General features: G+C 75.5%; 18 protein-coding genes and 1 tRNA gene. 11 read left to right on the top strand and 8 right to left on the bottom strand.

Annotation, left to right across the window (positions count from 1 at the left end):
- Window positions 1-48 precede the first annotated feature (48 nt).
- From O2W14_RS09095 to O2W14_RS09080, 4 genes are all read left to right on the top strand, one after another.
- Complete coding sequence (locus O2W14_RS09095; protein WP_269175761.1) at window positions 49-1470, top strand: APC family permease; 1422 nt, start codon at window positions 49-51, stop codon at window positions 1468-1470.
- Complete coding sequence (locus O2W14_RS09090; RefSeq protein WP_269175760.1) at window positions 1467-1946, top strand: universal stress protein; 480 nt, start codon at window positions 1467-1469, stop codon at window positions 1944-1946. Before O2W14_RS09095 ends, O2W14_RS09090 begins: the two co-directional genes overlap by 4 nt.
- A 78-nt stretch (window positions 1947-2024) precedes the next feature.
- Window positions 2025-3479 carry an NAD(P)/FAD-dependent oxidoreductase gene (locus O2W14_RS09085; protein ID WP_331253584.1) on the top strand — a complete coding sequence of 485 codons (1455 nt, stop codon included), beginning with the start codon at window positions 2025-2027 and terminating at the stop codon, window positions 3477-3479.
- A 245-nt stretch (window positions 3480-3724) separates the two neighbouring features.
- A complete protein-coding gene (locus tag O2W14_RS09080; protein ID WP_269175758.1) occupies window positions 3725-4192 on the top strand; it encodes a hypothetical protein in 468 nt (155 codons plus the stop codon).
- A 25-nt stretch (window positions 4193-4217) separates the two neighbouring features.
- On the opposite strand, the gene O2W14_RS09075 is transcribed toward O2W14_RS09080, so the two are convergent.
- The gene (locus tag O2W14_RS09075) at window positions 4218-6335 is read right to left on the bottom strand and encodes an MMPL family transporter (protein WP_269175757.1); all 2118 of its coding nucleotides are present in this window, start codon (window positions 6333-6335) and stop codon (window positions 4218-4220) included.
- A gap of 144 nt (window positions 6336-6479) precedes the next feature.
- Window positions 6480-9152: a DUF4062 domain-containing protein gene (locus O2W14_RS09070; protein WP_269175756.1), complete on the bottom strand. Its 2673-nt coding sequence runs from the start codon at window positions 9150-9152 to the stop codon at window positions 6480-6482.
- 227 nt (window positions 9153-9379) lie between these two features.
- Between O2W14_RS09070 and O2W14_RS09065 the strand changes: the two genes are divergently transcribed.
- The 4 genes from O2W14_RS09065 (at window position 9380) to O2W14_RS09050 (ending at window position 14704) form a co-directional block, all read left to right on the top strand.
- The gene (locus O2W14_RS09065) at window positions 9380-12094 is read left to right on the top strand and encodes an ATP-binding protein (RefSeq protein WP_269175755.1); all 2715 of its coding nucleotides are present in this window, start codon (window positions 9380-9382) and stop codon (window positions 12092-12094) included.
- A gap of 120 nt (window positions 12095-12214) precedes the next feature.
- A complete protein-coding gene (locus O2W14_RS09060; protein ID WP_269175754.1) occupies window positions 12215-12964 on the top strand; it encodes an alpha/beta fold hydrolase in 750 nt (249 codons plus the stop codon).
- Between the two features lie 97 nt (window positions 12965-13061).
- Window positions 13062-13712: a trimeric intracellular cation channel family protein gene (locus O2W14_RS09055; protein WP_269175753.1), complete on the top strand. Its 651-nt coding sequence runs from the start codon at window positions 13062-13064 to the stop codon at window positions 13710-13712.
- A gap of 20 nt (window positions 13713-13732) precedes the next feature.
- A complete protein-coding gene (locus O2W14_RS09050) occupies window positions 13733-14704 on the top strand; it encodes an NAD(P)/FAD-dependent oxidoreductase (protein WP_269175752.1) in 972 nt (323 codons plus the stop codon).
- A gap of 52 nt (window positions 14705-14756) precedes the next feature.
- On the opposite strand, the gene O2W14_RS09045 is transcribed toward O2W14_RS09050, so the two are convergent.
- Window positions 14757-15407, bottom strand: coding sequence for a hypothetical protein (locus O2W14_RS09045; RefSeq protein WP_269175751.1), 651 nt, complete (start codon window positions 15405-15407; stop codon window positions 14757-14759).
- 383 nt (window positions 15408-15790) lie between these two features.
- Window positions 15791-15875: transfer RNA gene (locus O2W14_RS09040), tRNA-Leu, on the bottom strand.
- A gap of 87 nt (window positions 15876-15962) precedes the next feature.
- On the opposite strand from O2W14_RS09040, the gene O2W14_RS09035 reads away from it, so the two are divergent.
- Window positions 15963-17291 carry a M20/M25/M40 family metallo-hydrolase gene (locus O2W14_RS09035; protein WP_269175750.1) on the top strand — a complete coding sequence of 443 codons (1329 nt, stop codon included), beginning with the start codon at window positions 15963-15965 and terminating at the stop codon, window positions 17289-17291.
- Between the two features lie 18 nt (window positions 17292-17309).
- On the opposite strand, the gene O2W14_RS09030 is transcribed toward O2W14_RS09035, so the two are convergent.
- Together O2W14_RS09030 and O2W14_RS09025 are read right to left on the bottom strand one after the other, a co-directional pair.
- Window positions 17310-18377: a PP2C family protein-serine/threonine phosphatase gene (locus O2W14_RS09030; RefSeq protein WP_269175749.1), complete on the bottom strand. Its 1068-nt coding sequence runs from the start codon at window positions 18375-18377 to the stop codon at window positions 17310-17312.
- A gap of 125 nt (window positions 18378-18502) precedes the next feature.
- Window positions 18503-18706, bottom strand: a complete 204-nt coding sequence (locus O2W14_RS09025; RefSeq protein ID WP_269175748.1) for a DUF5703 family protein — start codon at window positions 18704-18706, stop codon at window positions 18503-18505.
- 150 nt (window positions 18707-18856) lie between these two features.
- Between O2W14_RS09025 and O2W14_RS09020 the strand changes: the two genes are divergently transcribed.
- Window positions 18857-19111 (top strand): hypothetical protein, encoded by a 255-nt coding sequence (locus O2W14_RS09020; protein WP_269175747.1) that lies wholly within the window; start codon window positions 18857-18859, stop codon window positions 19109-19111.
- Window positions 19112-19227: 116 nt separating this feature from the next.
- Here O2W14_RS09020 and rpsD read toward each other — a convergent pair whose 3' ends face one another.
- Window positions 19228-19833, bottom strand: coding sequence for a 30S ribosomal protein S4 (gene rpsD / locus O2W14_RS09015; protein WP_269175746.1), 606 nt, complete (start codon window positions 19831-19833; stop codon window positions 19228-19230).
- A 67-nt stretch (window positions 19834-19900) separates the two neighbouring features.
- Here rpsD and O2W14_RS09010 point away from each other — a divergent pair, with 67 nt between their 5' ends.
- A complete protein-coding gene (locus O2W14_RS09010; protein WP_269175745.1) occupies window positions 19901-20680 on the top strand; it encodes a DUF2470 domain-containing protein in 780 nt (259 codons plus the stop codon).
- Between the two features lie 48 nt (window positions 20681-20728).
- Here the strand turns inward: O2W14_RS09010 and O2W14_RS09005 are convergent, their stop codons facing one another.
- Entirely contained in the window at window positions 20729-20995 is a 267-nt protein-coding gene (locus tag O2W14_RS09005) for a GlsB/YeaQ/YmgE family stress response membrane protein (protein WP_269175744.1), read from the bottom strand.
- Between the last annotated feature and the right edge of the window lie 54 nt (window positions 20996-21049).

The following is a 21049-nucleotide window of genomic DNA, read 5'->3' as shown; positions in this document are numbered from 1 at the left end:
GCACGATCGACACCCGTCCGTCATCACCTGGCCGTAGCGTCGAGCCGCATGACGACGTCCGCCGCAGCGGGGAGCGCCGAGCGCAGCGAGTTGAAGCGCTCGATCACGGGTCGGCAGCTGTACTTCTACGTGGTCGGCGACGTCCTGGGGTCGGGGATCTACGTCCTGATCGGCCTGGTGGCCGCGGCCGTGGGCGGGGCGTTCTGGATGGCGTTCCTGGCCGGGGTCGCGGTCGCCGCCGTCACCGGCCTGGCCTACGCCGAGCTGGTGACCAAGTACCCGCAGGCCGCCGGCGCCTCGCTGTACGTCAACAAGGCGTTCCGGCGGCCGGTCCTCACCTTCTTCATCACCATCTGCATGCTCTCGGCCAACATGGCCGCCGTCGGCTCGCTGGCCTCGGGCTTCGTCCGCTACTTCGCCGGCGTCGTCGGGATGAGCGAGGACGCCGTCGTGCCGACCCTGCTGATCGCGCTGGCCTTCATCGCGGTCATCACGGTGATCAACCTGATCGGGATCAGCGAGTCGGTCGGGCTCAACGTCGTCCTGACGTTCATCGAGCTCAGCGGCCTGCTGCTGATCATGGTGATCGGGGTGATCGCGCTGTTCCAGGAGGTCTCCGACCCCGGGGTGCTGCTGGAGTTCAGCGGCGAGGGCAGCAAGGCGATCGCGGTGGTCTCCGGCGTCTCGCTGGCCTTCTTCGCGATGACCGGGTTCGAGAACGCGGCCAACGTGGCCGAGGAGACCATCGACCCGTCCCGGGCCTTCCCGCGGGCCCTGATCGGCGGCATGGTGACCGCGGGTGCGGTCTACGTCCTGGTCTCGATCGCCGCGGCGCTGGCCGTGCCGATGGAGACGCTGGCGGACAACACGCTGCTGGAGGTCATCCGCGCCGACCTGCTGCCCATCCCGGTGGACGTCATGCTGGTCGTCTTCGGCCTCATCGCCATGGTCGCGATCAGCAACACCGCGCTCGTCACCGTCGTCGCCCAGTCCCGGATCCTCTACGGGATGGCCCGCGAGGACGTCGTCCCCGGGGTGTTCGCGAAGGTGCACCCCACCCGCCGCAGCCCCTACGTGGCGCTGCTGTTCGGGGTCTGCGTCGTCGGCTCGCTGCTGGTGATCGGTGCGGTCACCCAGCTGACCGGCTCCGAGCTGGACGTCGTGGACCGGCTGGCCACCATCACCGTGGTGTTCCTGCTCTTCATCTACGCGCTGGTCATCGTCGCCTGCCTGACGCTGCGGGGCAGCGACGAAACCCCGGACACCTACCGGGCGAACACCCCGCTGCTCTACCTGGGCATCGTCGGCAACCTGGTCGTGCTGGTCTACACCGTCTACGACGACCCCGGGTCGCTGCTGTGGGTGGCCGGGCTGCTCGCCCTCGGGGTGGTCCTGTACCTGGCCGAGCGCGTGAGCAAGGGGCGCCGGCCACCGGCCGCCGCCACCACCGAGACCGATGGGAGGGCGTGAGCGTGCACGTCGTCGTCGCCACCGACGGGTCAGCGGCCTCGCTGGCCGCCGCCGGGCAGTTCCAGCAGATCGCCGACGGCCGGGAGATCACCGAGGTCACCGTGGTCGCCGTCGTGAGCCCGTACGCGGCGGTCCCCTTCGCCAACGAGCTCCCCGGGCGCCGCAACGCCGAGCCGACCGACATCAGCTTCCAGGCCGACGCCGCGGCCGCGGTCGACGTCGTGGCCGCGGTGTTCGACGGCTGGGGCCCCACCGTGCACCGGCAGGTGCGCAGCGGCTCACCCGCCGCGGAGATCATCCGGGCCGCCGAGGAGGTCGGCGCCGGCCTCATCTCGCTGGCCTCGGGCGGCCGCGGGCTGACCGCGACCATCCTGCTGGGCACCACCGCCGCGCGGGTGCAGCACTCCGCGCCCTGCCCGGTGCTGGTGTGCCGGCCCGTCGCCGGGGGCCCGACCGGCGCGGCACCCCGCGACTGAGCCCGGCCGCGTCGCACGACCGGCCCGGTCGGGCTTCCCAGCGGGCCCCGCTGCTGGGACCGTTGTCCTGCCCGGGCGGTGCCCCGACCGTCCCCGGCGGAGGGAGCTCCCGTGGCGCGGTCACCTGCCGTCCCACCCCGCGGCGGCCGCGCTGCGCGCCCTCGGCCCGGTGCCCCGGGGGAGCCTCCCGCCCACGCCGTCGTGATCGGCGGGAGCATGGCGGGCCTGCTCGCCGCGCGGGTGCTGGCCGACCACGTCGCCCAGGTCACGGTGGTGGAGCGGGACGAGCTCCCGGACGGCGCGGACGCCCGGCGGGGGGTGCCGCACGGGCGTCAGCTGCACGTGCTCCTCGCGCGTGGCCGGCAGAGCATCGGGGCGCTGTTCCCCGGCTGGGACGAGGACCTGCTGGCGGCCGGGGCGGTCCGGCTGCAGGTCCCCGGCGACGTGCAGATGGTGACGCCCGTCGGGTCGATCGACCGGCGCGCGGCCGGCTTCGAGGCGCTGTCGGCGAGCCGGCCGCTGATCGAGGCCACCGTGCGCCGGCGGCTGTGCGCCCTGCCCGGCGTCACGCTCGTCGACGGTACCCAGGTGACCGCGTTGCGGGCCGGGGACGGCGGGGTCGTCGGCGTGGTGACCCGGGACCGCGACGGCACCGAGACCGAGGTCGACGCGGACCTGGTCGTCGACGCGTCCGGGCGGGGCTCGCGGGCCGCGGCGTGGTTGACCGAGCTCGGCTACGGGACCCCCCGGTCGACCCTGATCGACCCCCAGCTCGGCTACGCCACCCGGTCCTACCGGGTCCCCGAGGGACGCACCGCTGACTGGCAGGCGGCGATGGTGATGGCCCAGCCACCCTCGACCCGCATCGGCGGCTACCTCTACCCGGTCGAGGGCGGCCGGTGGATGCTGGCGCTGATGGGCACCGGGTGCGACCAGCCGCCCACCGACGACGCGGGGTTCACCGCCTTCGCCCGCCGGCTGCCCCACCCGGTCATCGCCGAGGCGATCGCCGCGGCCGAACCGCTGGGCCCGGCCGTCGCACACCGGGGGACGACGAACCGGCGGTGGGAGTTCCACCGCATGCGGCGCTGGCCGGAGCGGTTCGTGGTCCTCGGCGACGCGGTCTGCGCCTTCAACCCCGTGTACGGGCAGGGCATCACGACCGCGGCCCTGGGCGCGGAGACGCTGGCGGAGTGCCTGCGTGACCAGCGGCGCCGGCTGCCCGACGGGCGGCTCGACGGCCTCGCCGCACGGTTCCAGCGACGCCTCGCGTGGCGCAACGTGCTGCCGTGGACGGTGTCGACGAACCAGGACACGCGCTTCCCCCTCGCCGGGGGTGCACGGCCCGGTGTCGTGGCCCGGCTGCGGTACGGCTTCCTCGACAGCGTGCTGGCCGCCGCCACCCGGGACCCGGCGGTGGCCGACGTCGACGTCCGGGTCTACGGCATGCTCGACCGGCCCACCGCGCTGCTGCGCCCGCACGTCCTCGCTGCGGCGGCCCGGACGGCGGTGGCCGACCGGCGTCCGCGGTGACCCCGCGGCGCCCGGCTGCGCGGGGGACCACCGGCCGGGCACGGAGCCGGCGTCCCGTTCGTCGGGAGGGTGACAGCGCAAGCGACGGACGGAGCACGATGGCGGCCCTGCCGGGTCCAGGTGGGTGGTGGTCCGCGCCGCACCGGTGGCTGCCCGTCGCGGCCCTCGCCTGCCTCCTGGTGGTCGCGCTGGTGGTGGTGGTCGGCCGGAGCGGTGGGGGGACGACGCGGTCGGCCGAGTGCGCCGTGCCCGAGACAGGGGTGGTGGTCGACCCGGCCGCCGTCCCGCCCGGCCCGGTCGCCGGCTACGGCGGGGAGCAGCTGCGGAACGCGGCCGCGATCGTCAACGCCGGGGCGGCGGAGGGGCTGGACACCTGCGCCCAGACGATCGGCGTGATGACCGCGATGGGGGAGTCCTCGCTGCGGGTGCTGGACCGCGGCGACGCGGTGGGACCGGACTCGCGCGGGCTGTTCCAGCAGCGGGACAACGGAGCGTGGGGCTCCTACGCCGACCGGATGGACCCCACGACCAGCGCGACCAACTTCTTCCGCGCCCTGCAGGACGTCGAGGACTGGCCGGGGCTGCCGCCGACGATCGCCGCGCACCGCACCCAGCGCAACGCCGACCCGCAGCACTACGCGCGGTACTGGCCGGCCGCCGTCGAGGTGGTCACCGCCCTCGCCGGCCGGCCCGTCACCGGCGCCCGCCCCTGACCGCGCCCGCCCCCCGGGGGGCGGGTCAGCGGCGGGCGGAGGCACGCACGCGGGTGTCCTCCCGGACCGGGGCGTCGTCCTCCTGCGGGCGACGGGCCAGCCGGCTCGGCCACCACATGCGCCGGCCGAGGTCCAGGGTCAGCGCGGTGACCAGCACCGAGCGGACGACGATCGTGTCGAGCAGCACGCCCAGGGCCACCGCGATGCCCAGCTGGGTCAGGAAGGTCAGCGGCAGCGTGCCCAGCACCGCGAACGTCGCGGCCAGCACCAGGCCGGCCGAGGTGATCACCCCGCCGGTGGCCGCGAGCCCGATGAGGGCGGCCCGGCGGGTCCCGTGGTCGACGGCCTCCTCCCGCACCCGGGTCATCAGGAAGATGTTGTAGTCGATGCCCAGCGCGACGAGGAAGACGAAGACGAACAGCGGGAACGAGCTGTCGGTCGCGGTCACCCCGAGCGTCCAGTCGAAGACCAGGGCGCTGAGCCCGAGTGCGGCGCCGTAGGACAGCACCACGGTGGCGATCAGCAGCACCGGCGCCACCAGCGCCCGCAGCAGCAGGCCCAGGACCACCAGCACGACCAGCATGATCAACGGGATGATGACGACGTTGTCCCGCTGGGAGGCGTCCTGGACGTCGAGGTTGAGGGCGGTGTTCCCGCCGACCAGGGCCGCGCCGTCGCCGGCGTCGTCCAGCGCGGTGCGCAGCCGCTCGACGGTGGCGTAGGCCGCCTCGCTGTCGAAGCGGTCGGTCAGCGAGGCCTCGACCAGTGCGCGGTCGCCGACCACCTGGGGCGGCCGGGTGGCGGCGATGCCCTCGGTCGCCCCGGTGGTCGCCGCGACCTCCTCGGCGGAGCCGGCCGTGGTCAGCACGTACACCGGGTTGCCCGCCGAGGCCGGGAAGTGCCGGGCGGCCACCGCGTCGCCCTCGATCGACTCGGGGGTGCCCCGGAAGCTCTCCGCCTGGGTGAGGCCGCTGGGCTGCAGCAGCAGCGTCCCTGCGCAGGCTGCCAGCAGCAGCGCGGCGGTGACCACCCAGGTGGCGCGCGGCCGGGGGGCGATGCGCGCCCCCACCCGGGCCCACAGTCCGGTGGCGCTCGGCTCGGCGCTGCCGAAGGTCGGGCGCACCGGCCAGAACACCCAGCGCCCGCAGATGACCAGCAGCGCGGGCAGCAGCGTCATCAGCACGCACAGGGTCACGGCGACGCCGATCGCGGCGACCGGGCCCAGCCCCGCGGTCGAGTTCATGTCCGCCACGACCAGGCACAGCATGCCGAGCACGACGGTGCCGCCGCTGGCCAGCACGGCCGGTCCGGCCCGGTGCACCGCCTCGGTCATGGCCTCGTGCCGGTCGGTGTGCAGCCGCAGCTCCTCCCGGTAGCGCGCGACCAGCAGCAGCGCGTAGTCGGTGCCGGCGCCGACGACCAGGACGGTGAGGATGCTGGCGCTCTGGGCGTTGACGGTGAGGTCGGCGTGCCGGGCCAGCAGGGTGATGACCGCCTGTGACACGAACAGCGCGATGACGGCGGAGAAGATCGGCAGGACCCACAGCACCGGGCTGCGGTAGGTGACCAGCAGGATCAGGACGACGACGCCGAGGGCGGCGAACAGCAGGGTGCCGTCGATGCCCGCGAAGGCCTCCGTCTGGTCGGCGGCGCTGCCGGCTGGCCCGGTCACGTAGGCGCTCAGGCCGTCCGGTCCCTCCGACGCCTCGGCACGGATGCCGTCCACGACCGGGGCGATCTGCTCCCAGCCGTCGGCGCCCACGTTGAGCGGCACCACCAGCTGGAGGGCCTGGCCGTCCTCGGCGGGCAGCGGCCCGACCACGGTGCCGTCCAGCGCCTCCAGCCGGCCGAACGCCGCGACGTCGGACTCGACCGCCGCGGTGTCCTCAGGCGTGAGCCCGGAGGCCCGCTCGTAGACGACGACCGCGGGGATCAGGTCGGGGTCGGAGCCCAGCTCGGTCTGCAGCTGCAGCGCCCGGGTCGACTCAGCCTCCGACGGCAGCCAGGCCGCGACGTCGTTCTCCTGCTCGTCGGTGAGCGCACCGGCCAGCGGCGCCGAGACGGCGGCCACCACCAGCCAGAGGACCAGCACCACCCACTTGAGGCGGGGGTGGCTGACGCGGGACGCGAACGACCTGCCCATGGGGGCCCCTCAGGGACGTGCCGGGCGGCGGACCCGGCGGTAACGGGTGCGACCGGCACGCTATCGAGACCGCCCGGTCTCGTCACCGGCTTTTCCTCGCCCGAAAGAGCGCTCTCACGCCGCTCCGCGCGTGCGGTCAGCCCGTCACCGGCCGCTCGCACGACGTGAGGCGACGGCCCCGGTCACGGGGGCGGCGGGCACGTCGGTCGCCCCCGTGGGCGCGTCGACGGGTGGTCGCAGGGTGGTGCGGGCGAGGTCGAGGACCTCGGCCATGGCCAGTCGGCCGCCCGAGGCGAGGAGCTCCTCGGCCCGCGACGGGCCGGCAGCCGCCCGGACAGCGGCCGCCAGCTCCTCGTCCCGGCGCATCGAGGCGTACACCCGCAGCCCCGCGCGGCGTCGCAGGACCTCGGTCGCGCCGGCGAGCAGCCCGGCGCGCGCGGCGTCGCCGGCGGCCAGGGCCAGCGCCGAGGTGCCGGCCAGCACGAGGCAGAGGCAGTGCGTGTTCCGTCCGGACACGCTGAGGTCCAGCGCCTCGCCCAGGAGCACGCGGGCCTCGGCGAGCTCCTGGCGGCCGGTCGCGAGACCGGCTCCGACCACCCGCGAGACGGCCGCCAGCCAGGGGGTGTCGAAGTGCCCCGCCAGGTCGCGCGCCTCGGCGACGTGGCGCGCGGCGGCCCCGGCGTCTCCCCGGGCGGCCGTCACCGACGCCGCGGTCACCAGCGCCAGCCCCGTCCACATCGGCTCGTCCAGACCGCGCAGCCGGTCCAGGGCGGTCCGGGTGCCCCACCACGCGCCGTCCAGGTCGTGGTCGAGCCCGGCGGCCCAGGCCAGGAGCAGCCGGGAGACGGCGTCCAGGTAGGGGTCCGTGACGTCGTCGAGCAGCGCCATCAGCCGGTCGCCGGCCGCCCGGGCGGCCACCGCGTCGCTGACCTCCAGGGCCGAGACCAGCGCCGTGCCGAGCAGCTCCATCCGGGAGGCGGCGGGCAGCGTGTCCTGGCCGGGCAGCAGCTGGGCGACCCAGGAGCGCGCCTCCCCGATGAGCATGTCCCCGGCGCCCAGGAAGGGCCAGAGGACGCGGAAGGGGGTCAGCACGCGGAACAGGTGGGGGAGCGGTGCCCGGTCGTGGGCGAGGTGCCAGCCCACCGCGGCCAGGAGGTCGTCGCTCTCCCGGACGAGCTGCTCCGCGCACTCGCGCTGCCGGAAGCCCCGCAGCGGGTGGTCGGAGGCCTCCGCGAGTTCCCGGAAGTGCTCGGCGTGGCGGCGGCGGACCTCGTCGGCGTCGGGCCGTGCCGCCAGCCGTTCGCCGACGAGGACGCGCACCGGGTGCAGCAACCGGGGGCGGGGCCCCGTGGGCCGGGAGACGACGTGCACCAGGCTGTGCCGGGCCAGGCTCTCGGTGAGCTCCAGTGTGCGGTCCTCGTCGAGGCCGGCCACGCGGGCGGCGGCCGGGACGGTCCAGCCGTCGGCGAACACCGCCAGCACCTCCAGCAGCGACCGTTCGGCGTCGTCGAGCATGCCGATGCTCCACTCCACCGCGGCACGGACGGTGCGCTGCCGGTCGGGGACGTCGGCCTTGGCCGCGCCCAGCGTGTCCAGGGACCGGGTGAGCCGGTCCAGCACGTCGCCGGGGTCGAGCAGCTGCATGCGCGCAGCGGCGAGCTCGATGGCCAGCGGCAGGCCCTCCAGGCGGCGGCAGATCTCCGCGACGGCGGCGACGCCCTCGGCCGTCAGCTCCAGGTCCGGGCGGACCGCCCGGGCACGCTCCAGGAACAGCCGGACCGCGGGGCTGGCCGCCGGGTCCGGCTCGTCCGCCGTCGCCGGGACGGTCAGCGGGGGGACCGGGTAGGTCTGCTCGGCCTGCAGCCCCAGGACCGTCCGGCTGGTCACCAGGGCCGCCACGCCCGGGCAGCGGGTCAGCAGCTCGGCCAGCTGCGGCCCGGCCGCGACCAGGCGCTCGAGGTTGTCCAGGACGAGCAGCCACCGGTCCCGGTCGAGGAGGTCGGCCAGGGCGGTCACCGGCGACGCCGCCCCGGTGAGGTCGGCGCCCAGCGCCCAGCCGATGCGCGGCACGACGGCGTCGGGGTCGGTCAGCTCCGCGAGCGGGACGAAGACGGTGCCGGCGGGGAACCGGTCGCGCAGCCGCTCGGCCGCGGCCAGCGACAGCCGGGTCTTGCCGACCCCACCGGGACCGGTGAGGGTCACCCAGCGCCGGCCCCGCCGTGCGAGGAGGTCCGCCACGTCGTCGACGGCCTGCTCCCGGCCGACCAGTGACGTCGTGCTCACCGGCAGCGGTGCCGGCGACAGGACCCGCCCGGGGGTGGGGCGTCGCGGGAGCGCGCCGGCCGTCCCCGCGGTCGCGGCGGAGAACCGCTCGCTCAGCAGCTGGGCCAGGTCGTCGCGGACCAGCCTGCCCAGCTCGGCCGGGGTCCGGAACGAGCGGTAGGCCGACTCCTGTCCGATCCGGCGGACCAGCTCGGCCAGGCGCGGGTCGCGGTCGGGGGCCGGGGTCTTGAGGTAGAGCAGCCGGGGCAGGCCCCGGGAGAGCTCGAACTCCTCCTCGAGCCCGGAGACGTCCAGGCCGGGGACGAGCTGGCCGTAGGACTGCCAGTAGACGCCGAGGAAGACGTCGCTCTGCGCCAGGTAGGCGCGGTACACCTCGCCGGGCGGGTCCGGGCGCGCGCCCGTCTCGAACATCACCGAGGTGAGCCGGAGCGCCGCGACCGCGCGGGCGACGGCCTGGCGTTCGGCCGCCAGCTCGCCGAGGGTCGAGCTGACGAAGACGCGGAGCCTCCGGTCGGGTGTCCGGATGTCGGCCACGGCGCCTCCCGGGTCGTGCTGGACGGGTGAGGACGTCGACGCTCCCCGACGGGAGGCCGGCTCCGCGTCCGTCATGTGACCGTGCCGACGGCGGCCGCGTCGCACCCGGGTGCCGCGTCCTGATCCCCACCGCGTGCCCCGCGCGCACTAGGTTGCCGAGGTCGGGTGACCACCGACCGCTGGACCGGGTCGGCGCAGCAGCAGGACGGGGAGTGGCGCGGGTGGCTGTGGACGGGACACCGGTCTGCCTGGTGGGCCGGGACGCGGAGGTCGAGGCGCTCGACCGGCTGCTGCGCGACGTGCGGCACCGCGGCGCCGCCGTCGTGGTCCGCGGCGAGGCCGGGATCGGCAAGTCCGCCCTCCTGCGCCACATCGGGGAGGCGGCCACCGCGCAGGGTCTGCGGGTGCTGCGCACCACCGGTGTCGAGTCCGAGGCGGCCCTCCCGTTCGCCGCACTCCACCAGCTGGTCCGGTCGCTGCTGGACCGCCTGCCCTCCCTGCCGGGCCCCCAGCGGGGCGCGCTGGAGGCGGCGTTCGGCATGAGCGAGGCCGCGGCACCGGAACCCTTCCTCATCGGCCTGGCGGCCCTGAACTTGCTCAGCGACAGCGCCGCCGACCAGCCGCTCCTGCTGGTGGTCGACGACGCGCACTGGCTGGACGACCCCAGCGCCGCCGTCCTGGGCTTCGTGGCCCGGCGGCTGGAGTCCGAGGCGGTGGTCGTCGTGGCGGCCCAGCGCGACGGCTTCCCACCTGTCCTCTCCGGCCCGGCGCTGGAGGAGCACCACCTGCAGCGCCTGGACGCCGGTCCTGCGGCGGAGGTGCTCGCGCGACGGGCGCCGCAGCTCGACACGGTCGACCGGGGACGCCTGCTGGCCGTGGCCGCGGGCAACCCGCTCGCGCTGGTGGAGCTGCCGCTGCAGAACGCGCGGGACGACTGCGCCCCCCTGACGCTGACCGCGCGGCTGGAGCACGCCTTCGCCGACCGGCTCCCGGGGCTGCCCGGCGTGACCCGGGACCTGCTGCTGGTCGCCGCGCTCGAGGACGAGGGCGCCCTGGGGGAGTCCCTGGCTGCGGCGGGCGCCCTCCGCGGGGAGGAGGTGACCGCCGAGGCGCTGGTCCCGGCCGTCGAGGTCGGCCTGGTCGTCACCGACGGCAGTGAGCTGCACTTCCGTCATCCGCTCGTCCGGCACGCGATCCGCCAGCAGGCCACCGTGGCCGAGCGGCAGCGCGTTCACCTCGCGTGGGCGCGGACGCTGCCCGAGCCGGACCGGCGCGTCTGGCACCGGGCTGCTGCTGCCGGTGCGCCGGACGACGCCCTGGCCACGGAGCTGGAGGAGGCCGGTGCCCGCGCCCAGCGCCGCGGGGGCGTGGCGGCCGCGCAGGCGGCGGTCGAACGCGCCGCGCGGCTCAGCGCGGATCCCGAGCAGCGGATGCGGCGCTACCTGCGGGCGGCGGAGCTCGCCTTCGAGTGGGGGCGCCCCGACGTCGTCGACCGCCTCCTGGCCGAGACCGCCACCCTCGACGTCCCCGTCCGGGAGCGGGCCCGCCTGACGGTGATCCGGGAGAACTTCGAGGAGGGCATCCACGACGTCCGCGCGGGCACCCGCAGGTTGACCGAGGTCGCCGCCGCGGCTGCCGCCGACGGCCGGACCGACCAGGCGTTGCGTTTCCTCCAGGCCGCGTCGCTGCGGTGCTGGTGGGCCGATCCCGGCGCACCGGCGAGGGCCCGCCTCCTCGAGGTCGTCGAGCAGGCGCTCGACCAGGACGTCCTCGCGCTGGAGGTGCTGGGCTACGTGGCGCCCTTCGACCGCGGCGCGGTGCTCCTGGAGCGGCTGCACGCCCTGTCCTCCGGTCCGCTCGACCCGGCGCGGGCGCGGGCCGCGGGCTTCGCGGCCAGCGTCGTGGGCGACCTGCCGCTCGCCGTGGAGCTGCTGACGTCGGCGCTGCCGGGCCTGCGCGCCGACGGCCGGCTCGGGCTCGTGGGCAGGGCCCTGACGGTGCAGGCCTGGAGCGCGCTGCACGTCGGGCGTTTCGACCTGGCGGCCACGGCTGCCGAGGAGGCCGTCCGGCTCGCGGCCGACTCCGAACAACCCCTGATGCGAGCCGTGGCCCTGGTGGTCTCGTCGGTGGTCACCGTCGTCCACGGGGCCGACGACGTCGAGGAGCGGCTCGCCGAGGCGGCGCGGCTCGGGCTGCAGGTCGACTCGAACGCCGTCCTGGCGGTGGTGCAGTTCGCCCGGGGCGTCATCGCGCTCAACCGTGGGCTGCACCAGGAGGCATGGGAGGAGCTGGCCCGGCTCGCCGACCCCTCCGGACCCGCCCACCACCCCGTCGTCCACAGCTACGCCGTCGGTGACCTGGTGGAGGCGGCCGTCCACAGTGGGCACCGGGTGGAGGTCGAGCCGCTCGTGGCCGATCTCGAGGAGATCGCGGCGCGGACGCGCTCACCGGCGCTGCACGTCGGCCTGCGGTACGCCCGGGCGCTGCTGGCCCCGGACGAGCAGGCCGAGGAGGTCCTGGCGGACGCGCTGGGCGCCGACCTCGCGGCCTGGCCGTTCGCCCGGGCCCGCCTGCAGCTGGCCCAGGGGTCGTGGTTGCGGCGGAACCGGCGGCCGGCGGAGTCCCGCGCCCCGCTGCGGGCCGCCCGGGACGCCTTCGACGCCCTCGGGGCCGTCGCCTGGGGCGACCGGGCACGCCAGGAGCTGCGCGCCTCCGGCGAGCAGAGCAGGCCGCGCACCCCGGAGGCCCGGGAACAGCTGAGCCCGCAGGAACAGCTGATCGCGGGGCTCGCCGCGCAGGGCCTGACCAACCGTGAGATCGGCGCCCGGCTGTACCTCTCGCACCGGACCGTCGGCACGCACCTGCACCGCATCTTCCCCAAGCTCGGGATCACCTCCCGGGTGGCCCTGGGTGCCGCGATCGGTGCCGGGTCGGCTCCCTGAGCCGTCGGCGGGACCGTCATCTGACGTACGCGAGGAGGCAGCGCCTCTTCCTACGGTCGGTCCACCAGCGCCGACGGCCACACCGGTCGTCCCGGTCGCTGCGGATCGAGAGGAACGACCATGACCATCCACACCGACACGGGTGCGCCGGCCCAGGCCCTGCCCACCGTCGTCCTCGTGCACGGCGCCTTCGCCGAGTCCGCGAGCTGGAACGGGGTGATCGCGCGGCTGCAGTCCCAGGGCCACCCGGTCATCGCCGCAGCCAACCCGCTGCGGGGCCTGGCTGAGGACGCCGACCAACTGCGCAGCGTCCTGGACCAGGTGCACGGCCCCGTGGTGCTGGCCGGCCACTCCTACGGCGGCTCGGTGATGAGCCTCGCGGCCGAGGGCCACCCCGGCGTCCGAGCGCTGGTCTACGTGGGCAGCTTCCTGCTGGAGGAGGGCGAGAGCACCGGTGAGCTGGCCGGCCGGTTCCCCGGCAACGAGCTGGGGTCCTCGCTGGACGCCGTCCCCGTCCCCGACGGCAAGGGCGGCACGGTGACCGACCTCTACATCCAGCCGGCCAGGTTCGCCGCCGTGTTCGCCGCCGACGTCCCCGCGGAGACCGCCGAGCTGATGCTCGCGACCCAGCGCCCCATCACCCAGGAGGCGCTGGAGGAGAAGGCGACCGGGGCGGCCTGGCGGACCATCCCGTCCTGGACCCTGGTCACCCGCCAGGACCTCGCGGTCCCGGCCGAGGCGCAGCGGTTCATGGCCGAGCGCGCCCGGTCGACGGTGGTCGAGGTCGACGCCTCGCACGCCGTGGCCGTGTCCCAGCCCGGCGCGGTCGCCGACCTGATCGTCGCGGCCGCCCGGGCGACGGCCGGCTGAGCCGCCGCGGCGCGACCGCCCCACCCGCTCCGCCCGACGGGGCGGGCCGGGGCGGTCGGCACGGCGCCCGCACCGTCGCCCGGAGGTCGGTGACCACGTGTACGTGCTGGACCTGATCGGCATCGCCGCCTACGCGGTGGCCGGGGCACTGGTGGCGATCGACCGCGACCACGACGTGGTGGGGATCGTCGTGCTGGCGGTCATGACCGCACTGGGCGGCGGGATCATCCGCGACCTGGTGCTCGGCGACACCCCGCCGCCGGCGTTCACCACGTGGCAGTACCTGGTCGTGGCCCTGGCGGCGGCCGCGGTCACGTCGGTCGCCCACCCCTGGCTCGGGCTGCTCGGCAGGCCGCTGCTGGTCTTCGACGCGGCCGGCCTGGGGTTCTTCGGCGTCGCGGGGACCCAGAAGGCGCTCGACCACGGCCTCGCGCCGGTGGCGGCCGCCCTGCTCGGGGTCACGACCGCCGTGGGCGGCGGCGTGCTGCGCGACGTCCTCGCCCGCGAGACCCCGGCGCTGTTCCGCGTGGGCTCCGAGCTCTACGCGCTGCCGGCGCTGGTCGGGTGCCTCGCGTACGCCACCGCCGCGGCCCTCGACCTCGACAGCCCGGCGCTGGCCGCCGGCACCGCCGCCGCCATCTGCGTCGTCCGACTGCTCGCCGTGCTGCGGCACTGGCGCGGTCCGCGGGCGCTCCGGCGGCGGTCCCCGGTCGGCCCCTCCCCGGTGGACGGGCCGACACCCCCATGACGGACGAGACGAGGAGAGACATGGCACTGGAGCAGCGGTACGACGTGGTGGTGGTCGGCGGGGGCGCCGCCGGCCTGAGCGGGGCGCTCGCTCTCGCGCGGGCGCGGCGCAGCGTGCTGGTGGTGGACGTCGGCGACCCGCGCAACGCGCCGGCCGAGCACGTGCACAACGTGCTCGGCCGCGAGGGGACGCCGCCGGCGGAGCTGCTGGCGACCGGTCGCCGCGAGGTCGCGGGGTACGGCGGCACCGTGGCGCGCGGCCGGGTCGCCGCACTGACCCGGGAGGACGACGGGGTGCGGGTGGACCTGGCCGACGGGCGGTCGGTGCGGGCGCGCCGGCTGCTGGTGGCGACCGGGCTGACCGACGAGCTGCCCGACGTCCCCGGCGTGGCCGAGCTGTGGGGGAGGAGCGTCCTGCACTGCCCCTACTGCCACGGCTGGGAGGTGCGGGACCGGGCGATCGGCGTGCTGGGGTCCGGACCGCAGAGCGCCGTCCTGGCCCTGCTCTGGCGGCAGTGGAGCGCGGACGTCGTCCTCTTCCCGCACACCGGCGGTGGGCCTCCGCCGGAGCAGCGCGAGCAGCTCGCCGCCCGCGGGGTGCGGGTGGTCGAGGGGGTGGTCGCCTCCCTGGACGTCGCCGCCGGGACGCTCGCCGGGGTCCGGCTGGCCTCGGGGGAGGTGGTCGCCCGCGAGGCGCTGGTGGTGGCGCCGCGGTTCACCGCCAACGCCGGGGTGCTCGCCGGCCTGGGCATCGAGCCGGTCGACCAGGTGGTGCACGGCGCCGTCCGGGGCACCCGCGTGGCCACCGACCCGACCGGCCTGGCGGCGCCCGGCGTGTGGGTGGCCGGGAACCTCGCCGACGTGACGGCGCAGGTCATGGCCTCGGCGGCGCAGGGGATGGCCGCCGCCACCGCGATCAACGTCGACCCGGTGGTCGAGGACGCGCGGACCGCCGTCGAGCGCGCCCGGAGCTGGGTCGAGGAGGCGTCCTAGCGGCCGGGGATCCCGTCGGCCTGCCCGCTCGGATCCTCGCCGCGGGACCCGGTCAGGTGGGGACTGCCGGCTCGAGGACGGCCTCACGACCCCGGGCCGGCCGACGGGTCGCCAGCACGAGCACGCACGCCCCGGCTCCGCAGGTCAGCAGGCCCGAGATGGCCTCCCACCACGGCTGGGCGTCGAACGGACCGATCGCGTAGCTGAGGTAGGCGACGAGTGGTGAGGCCAGGACCAGCAGCACCGCCGCCGCGCCGGCCGCCCAGCCACGGGACAGCACCCCGAGGCACCCGACCAGGACCGGCAGCACGAAGACCCAGGACCAGGAGACGACGTCCGGTAGGAGGGGGCTGACGACGGCGCCGTCCAGCCCCGAACGCAGGGTCGCCAGCCCGACGTCGGTCATGACGAGGACGACGGCGACGAGAGCCGTGACGGTGCCGGGCCCTGGTCCCCGTCCGGTCAGCGCCCAGGGCAGCGCGAGCAGGGCCGCAGCCAGGACCAGCAACGACGCACCCGCCAGCTGTGCGGCCGTCCCCGCGGGCACCCACGGCTCCGCGGGTGGGAGGAAGTCGTAGAGGTGGTCCATCCGGGTCGTGCACTCGGGCGTCTCGCGGTCCCCGCGCCACGGGCAGGCGCCGGCCCACCGCTGCCACGACGCGGCGAACAGCAGCCCCCCGGACGCCGTCAGCAGCACGGCCACCCCGGCCCTCGCGGTCCTCAGCACGATGGTCCCCTCTCGTCGTACACCGGCCCCGCCCCCGGGTCGCACAGCGGACCTGCCACCTCGTCGAGGCCGAGCGGCCTCAGCGGGCACCGACCGCGGCCGGAGGGTACCCAGGGAAGGGGGACAGGAGGGTCTGCGAGGAGACGGCGGACTGCTCGAGCCGACCCGGTGCCGGGCACCCGCTGTGTCGAGCAGGCCGGGCGACTGGGACATGGACGGACCGAGGGGCCACGGGCGAGTGCGGCGGAGAGGACAGACCGTTCCCCGAGCGGTGCACGTCCGGCAGCAGCGGGGGGTCGGCAGCCGACCCAGAGACGACGACAGGACGCCCACGTGGTGGACGCCCTGTCGTACTGCTGTGTCCGAGGGGGGACTTGAACCCCCACGCCCGATAAAGGGCACTAGCACCTCAAGCTAGCGCGTCTGCCATTCCGCCACCCGGACAGGTGAGGCGCACCGAAGAGCGCCGTGGAAGAGCATAACCGAGGGCACGCCGGGCTCCGCGCAGGGGCCGGTGGCAGGATCGGCGGCATGTCGGAGACCAGTCCCACCCCACTCGCCGGAGCCCAGTCCGAGGTCGCGGAACTGCTGTCGGACCTGATCCGGATCGACACCACCAACACCGGGGACTCCGCCACCAGCGCGGGCGAGCGCAAGGCCGCCGAGTGGGTCGCCGCCAAGCTCGACGAGGTCGGCATCAGCTCGGTCATCCACGAGTCCGAGCCGGGCCGGGCCAGCCTGGTCGCCCGGATCGAGGGGACGAACCGCGACCGCCCGGCCCTGCTGGTGCACGGCCACCTCGACGTCGTCCCGGCCGACGCGAGCGAGTGGAGCGTGCACCCCTTCGGCGGTGAGGAGCGCGACGGCTACATCTGGGGCCGCGGCGCGGTGGACATGAAGGACATGGACGCCATGACCCTCGCGCTGGTGCGCGACTGGGCCCGTACCGGCGTCAAGCCCGACCGCGACATCGTGCTGGCCTACGTGGCCGACGAGGAGGCCGGTGGCCGCAAGGGCGCGCACTTCCTCGTCGATGAGCACCCCGACCTGTTCGAGGGCTGCACCGAGGCGATCAGCGAGGTCGGCGGCTTCAGCATCACCGTCCGCGACGACCTGCGCCTGTACCTGGTGCAGACCGCGGAGAAGGGGCTGGCCTGGATGAAGCTCACGGCCGGCGGCAGGCCAGGGCACGGCTCCTTCGTCCACGACGACAACGCCGTCACCCGGCTGGCCGAGGCCGTGGCCCGGATCGGCTCGACCCGGCTGCCCACGGTGCTCACCCCGCCGATGCGGGAGTTCCTCGACGCGGTCAGCGACGCCTACGGCATCGAGATCGACCCCGACTCCCCGGAGGAGGCGCTGTCCCGGCTGGGCAGCATCAGCCGGATGATCGGCGCGGCGCTGCGCAACACCGCCAACCCCACGATGCTCGACGCCGGCTACAAGGCCAACGTCATCCCCGGCACCGCCAGCGCCACCATCGACGGCCGCTTCCTCTACGGGCAGGAGGAGGCGTTCGAGAAGCAGCTCGACGAGCTGATCGGCGAGGGCGTCACCCGCGAGTGGCTGGTGCACGACCAGGCCGTGGAGACCACCTTCGACGGCCCCACCGTCGACCTGATGGTCGCAGCGCTCAAGGCCGAGGACCCCGGTGCCCGCGCAGTGCCCTTCACCATGAGCGGCGGCACCGACGCCAAGAGCTTCGAGACCCTGGGGATGCGCTGCTTCGGCTTCTCCCCGCTCAAGCTGCCCGCCGAGCTGGACTTCGCCTCGCTGTTCCACGGTATCGACGAACGCATCTCGGTCGACTCGCTGCACTTCGGCATCCGGGTGCTCGACCGGTTCCTGCGCCAGGTCTGAGGGACGACGGGTGCGGGCTCAGGCCCGCACCCGCACGGCCAGGACGGCGACGTCGTCGGGCACCGCTCCGGCCATGCCCTCCAGCAGGACGTCGCACAGCTCCTCCAGCGGGCGCCCGGCCAACGGTGTGAGCGCCTCGACCAGCCAGTCGGTGCCCTCGTCCAGCGTGCTGCCGCGGCGCTCCACCAGCCCGTCGGTGTAGAGCAGCACCGTGTCCCCGGGGGACAGGTGGGTGCTGTGGTCGGCCCGGCGAGCGGTGCCGGTGATCCCGAGCAGCAGGTCGGTGGGCGTGCGCAGCACCGACACACTGCCGTCGGCGCGCACCAGCACCGGCGGTGGGTGCCCGGCGTTGGACCAGGTGAAGGTCGTCCCGCCGTCCGCACCGGGGCGCACCGTCGCGGCGGCGACGGTCATCAGGGTCTCCACCCGCAGCTGCAGCAGCGCGCGGTCCAGCGCCGACAGGACCGCGGCGGGGGAGCCGGTCATGGTCGAGGCGATGCCGCGCAGCACCCCGCGGGCCTGGGCCATCGTGGCGGCCGCGGCGACGTCGTGGCCGGCGACGTCACCGATCACCAGCATCGTCGTCCCGTCGGCCAGCGGGAACGCGTCGTACCAGTCACCGCCCACCTGGGCGTGCTGCATGGCCGGCAGGTAGCGCACGGCCATCTCCAGGCCGGGCACCACCGGGGGCTCGGTGAGCAGGCTGCGCTGCAGGCTCGCCGCGAGCTGCACGGCGGCCCGGGAGGTGGCTGCCTCGGTGCTCAGTCGGGCGATCACGGCCTCCCGGCGCAACCGCAGCGTGCACGCCAGCACCGCGATCACGCCGCTGACCACCATGCCCAGCAACCGGAACGACTGTCCCAGCACGGCTGCGTCGGTGTACTGGCGGTCGTAGAACCCCAGCAGGACCGCCAGGGCGAACGCCGCCAGGCCGTAGCCGATCGTGGCTCCGCGGCCCAGCACCACGGCCGCGACCAGCGGGGCCATCGCGAGCAGGCCGATGAGCACCTGGCCGGGGCCGGCGGCGAGGTCGACGGCGGTGCAGAGGGCGAGGACGCCGAGGGGCAGGAGGTGCCGCCTGCTCACCGGCCGGACCACATCGCCCCTCACGCCCTCGCCGCCGACCGCCGGGGCCGGAGGGCACCGACGGGGAACCGGCAGCCTATCGCCGCCGTCCGGCCCGGGACGGCCGTCCGCGGGGTGTGGGCGGGTCAGATCATGGGGCGCGGCAGGTACGACAGCCGCATCCGCCGCCGCATGATCACCTTCCGCGTGCCGTCGGCGAACGCCTGGAGGCGGGCGAGCTCCCAGCCGCCTGTGTCGGCCTGCATGCTCATCAGCTGCGCGGCGGCCGACCGGGAGATGCCGGCGGGCAGACGCAGGGGGGCGTACTCGTACTCGCCGGGCGCTGACACGACCTCGATTGTGCCCGCCGGACGCCGTCCGGTCACGTGGTGCTCACCACCCGGCCACCGTCGGGGGTGTCGTGCGAGGTCGACCCGGGCAGGGGTGCAGACGAGGGCGCCGGCAGCGGGCCGGGCCCGCCGAGCACCCAGGAGACCACCGTGACCGAGCCCGAGGCCACCGACGCCGACCGCCAGGAGCAGCACCGGCTGACCGGGCCGGTGGATCCCGAGCTCGCCGGCGAGGTCAGCGCGATCGCCGACGACGTCCCGGAGGCCGACGGCATCGAGCAGCAGCTGGCCGCCGTCCGCGGCAGCACCGGCGGCACGCAGGACACCGTCGGGGAGGCCGACGAGTACGACGTGCTGGAGCAGCAGGCCGCCGTGCCCGTGGACGAGGACGACGTCCGCGACTGACGCGCCGGGCTGGGACCGGCGCCGCGGCTGCAGGTGGACCGGGCAGCTCACGCCCACCGGCGCCGCGGCGTCCTGAACCGGCCCGTGCGCCTGCGGGCGCACGGGCCGGCCAGGGGTCAGCGGGAGTAGTACTCCACGACCAGCTGCTCGTCGCAGATCACCGGCACCTCGTCGCGGCGGGGCCGGCGGGCCACCGTGCAGCGCAGCTGCGACAGCTGCACCTCCAGGTAGGCCGGGGCCGCGGCGTGCGCGCCGGAGGCCGCGACCTGGAAGGGCGGCTTGGCCTTGCTCTTCTCGGCGATCTCGACGACGTCGTAGGGCTGCACCTGGTAGCTCGGCCGGTCCACGCGCACCCCGTTGACCAGCACGTGCTGGTGGCTGACCACCTGCCGCGCCTGGTAGATGGTGCGGGCGAAGCCGGCGCGCAGCACGGTGGCGTCGAGCCGGGCCTCCAGCTGGTGGGTGATCAGCTCCTCACCGGTCTTGCCACCGCTGCGCTTCGCGCGGTCGAAGGCCGAGCGCAGCTGGGTCTCGCTGATGTCGTACTGCGCGCGCAGCCGCTGCTTCTCCTTCAGCCGGGTGGAGTAGTCGCTGGCGACGCGGCGCTTGCGGCCGTGCTCACCCGGGGGGTAGGGGCGGCGCTCGAAGTAGCGCACGTCCTTCGGGGTGAGCGGGATGCCCAGCGCGCGGCTGCGGCGGACCTTGGGGCGGGAGCTGTTCACAGGACCTCCGGGTTCGGTTAGGCTCACCTTACCCCGATGACGAGTCGGCCTGAGCTGGGAGTGCCGCATGACACGATCGATCCGCCCCGCCGGCCCCGCCGCCCTGCGGCCCAGTGCTCCCGAGCGGGCCCGCACCGTCGCCAGCCGCCCGGCCGCGGCCATCTGCGCCGCCGGCATCGACGGCAGCCGGGTGCTCGCGCACACCACCACCGCCGCCGGTCAGGTGCTGCTGGTCGTCCCGACCGACGGTGAGGTGTGCACCGCGGTCCGCGGCTCGGCCGACGGTGACCTGGCCGCGCTGCTGCTGGTCACCGACCACGCGCCGGTGCCGCTGCACGACGCCGTCCGGGCGCAGGTGTGGCTCTCGGGCTGGCTGACCCCGGTCGACCCGGCCGACCGGTGCGAGGCGCTGCTGGCCTTCGCCGACGCCGCCCCGGTGGGCGCGCTGCTCGACGTCGGCGCCACAGCCACGCTGCTGTCCCTCGACCTGGCCGAGGTGGTGCTGGGGGAGTGCGGTGCCGTCACCGAGCTCGACCCCGAGGACTACCTGGCCGCCGCCCCCGACCCGCTGGCGGAGGTGGAGGCGACCATGCTGCAGCACCTGGACGAGTCCCACCCCGAGCAGCTGGCCCTGCTGGCCTCCCGGGTGCCGCGGGAGTGGGTGGCCGGCGGCGTCGTCCGGCCGCTGGGCCTGGACCGGTTCGGGTTCCGGCTGCGGGTGGAGCAGCCGGGCGGGCACCGGGACGTGCGGGTGCCCTTCCCGGTGCCGGTGTCGGGCCCCGAGGAGCTGGGCGCGGCCGTGCAGCGGCTGCTGTGCGCCGCGGAACGCAGCTGCCCGGGGCGCTGACCAGCAGGTCGGCGCCCCGGGCAGGGGTGGTGCGGGGAGAGGGGTGCGTCAGCGCACCGAGCGGCGGCCGTTGCTCATGCCCTCGGCGACGCCGATCAGCAGGACGGCGGCGACGATCGCCACGATGGCGCCGAGGATGTTGAGCTCGAAGTAGCCACCCGTGCCGAAGAACTTGGCGACGAAGCCACCGATCAGCGAACCGACGACACCCAGCGCCAGGGTGGCCAGGATGCTGAGGTTCTGCTTGCCGGGCTTGATCAGCCGCGCGAGCGCGCCGACGACGAGACCGAAGACGAGGAAACCGATGATGCCCATGGACGCATCGGTTCCCTCAAGATCAACCGGTCAAACGCAGGTCACCCGATGGGG

It is taken from the genome of Modestobacter sp. VKM Ac-2986 (assembly GCF_026967795.1).
Classification (GTDB): Bacteria; Actinomycetota; Actinomycetes; order Mycobacteriales; family Geodermatophilaceae; genus Modestobacter.
The sequence above is the reverse complement of the archived record's forward strand: the minus strand, read 5'-3'. Positions and strand labels throughout refer to the sequence as shown.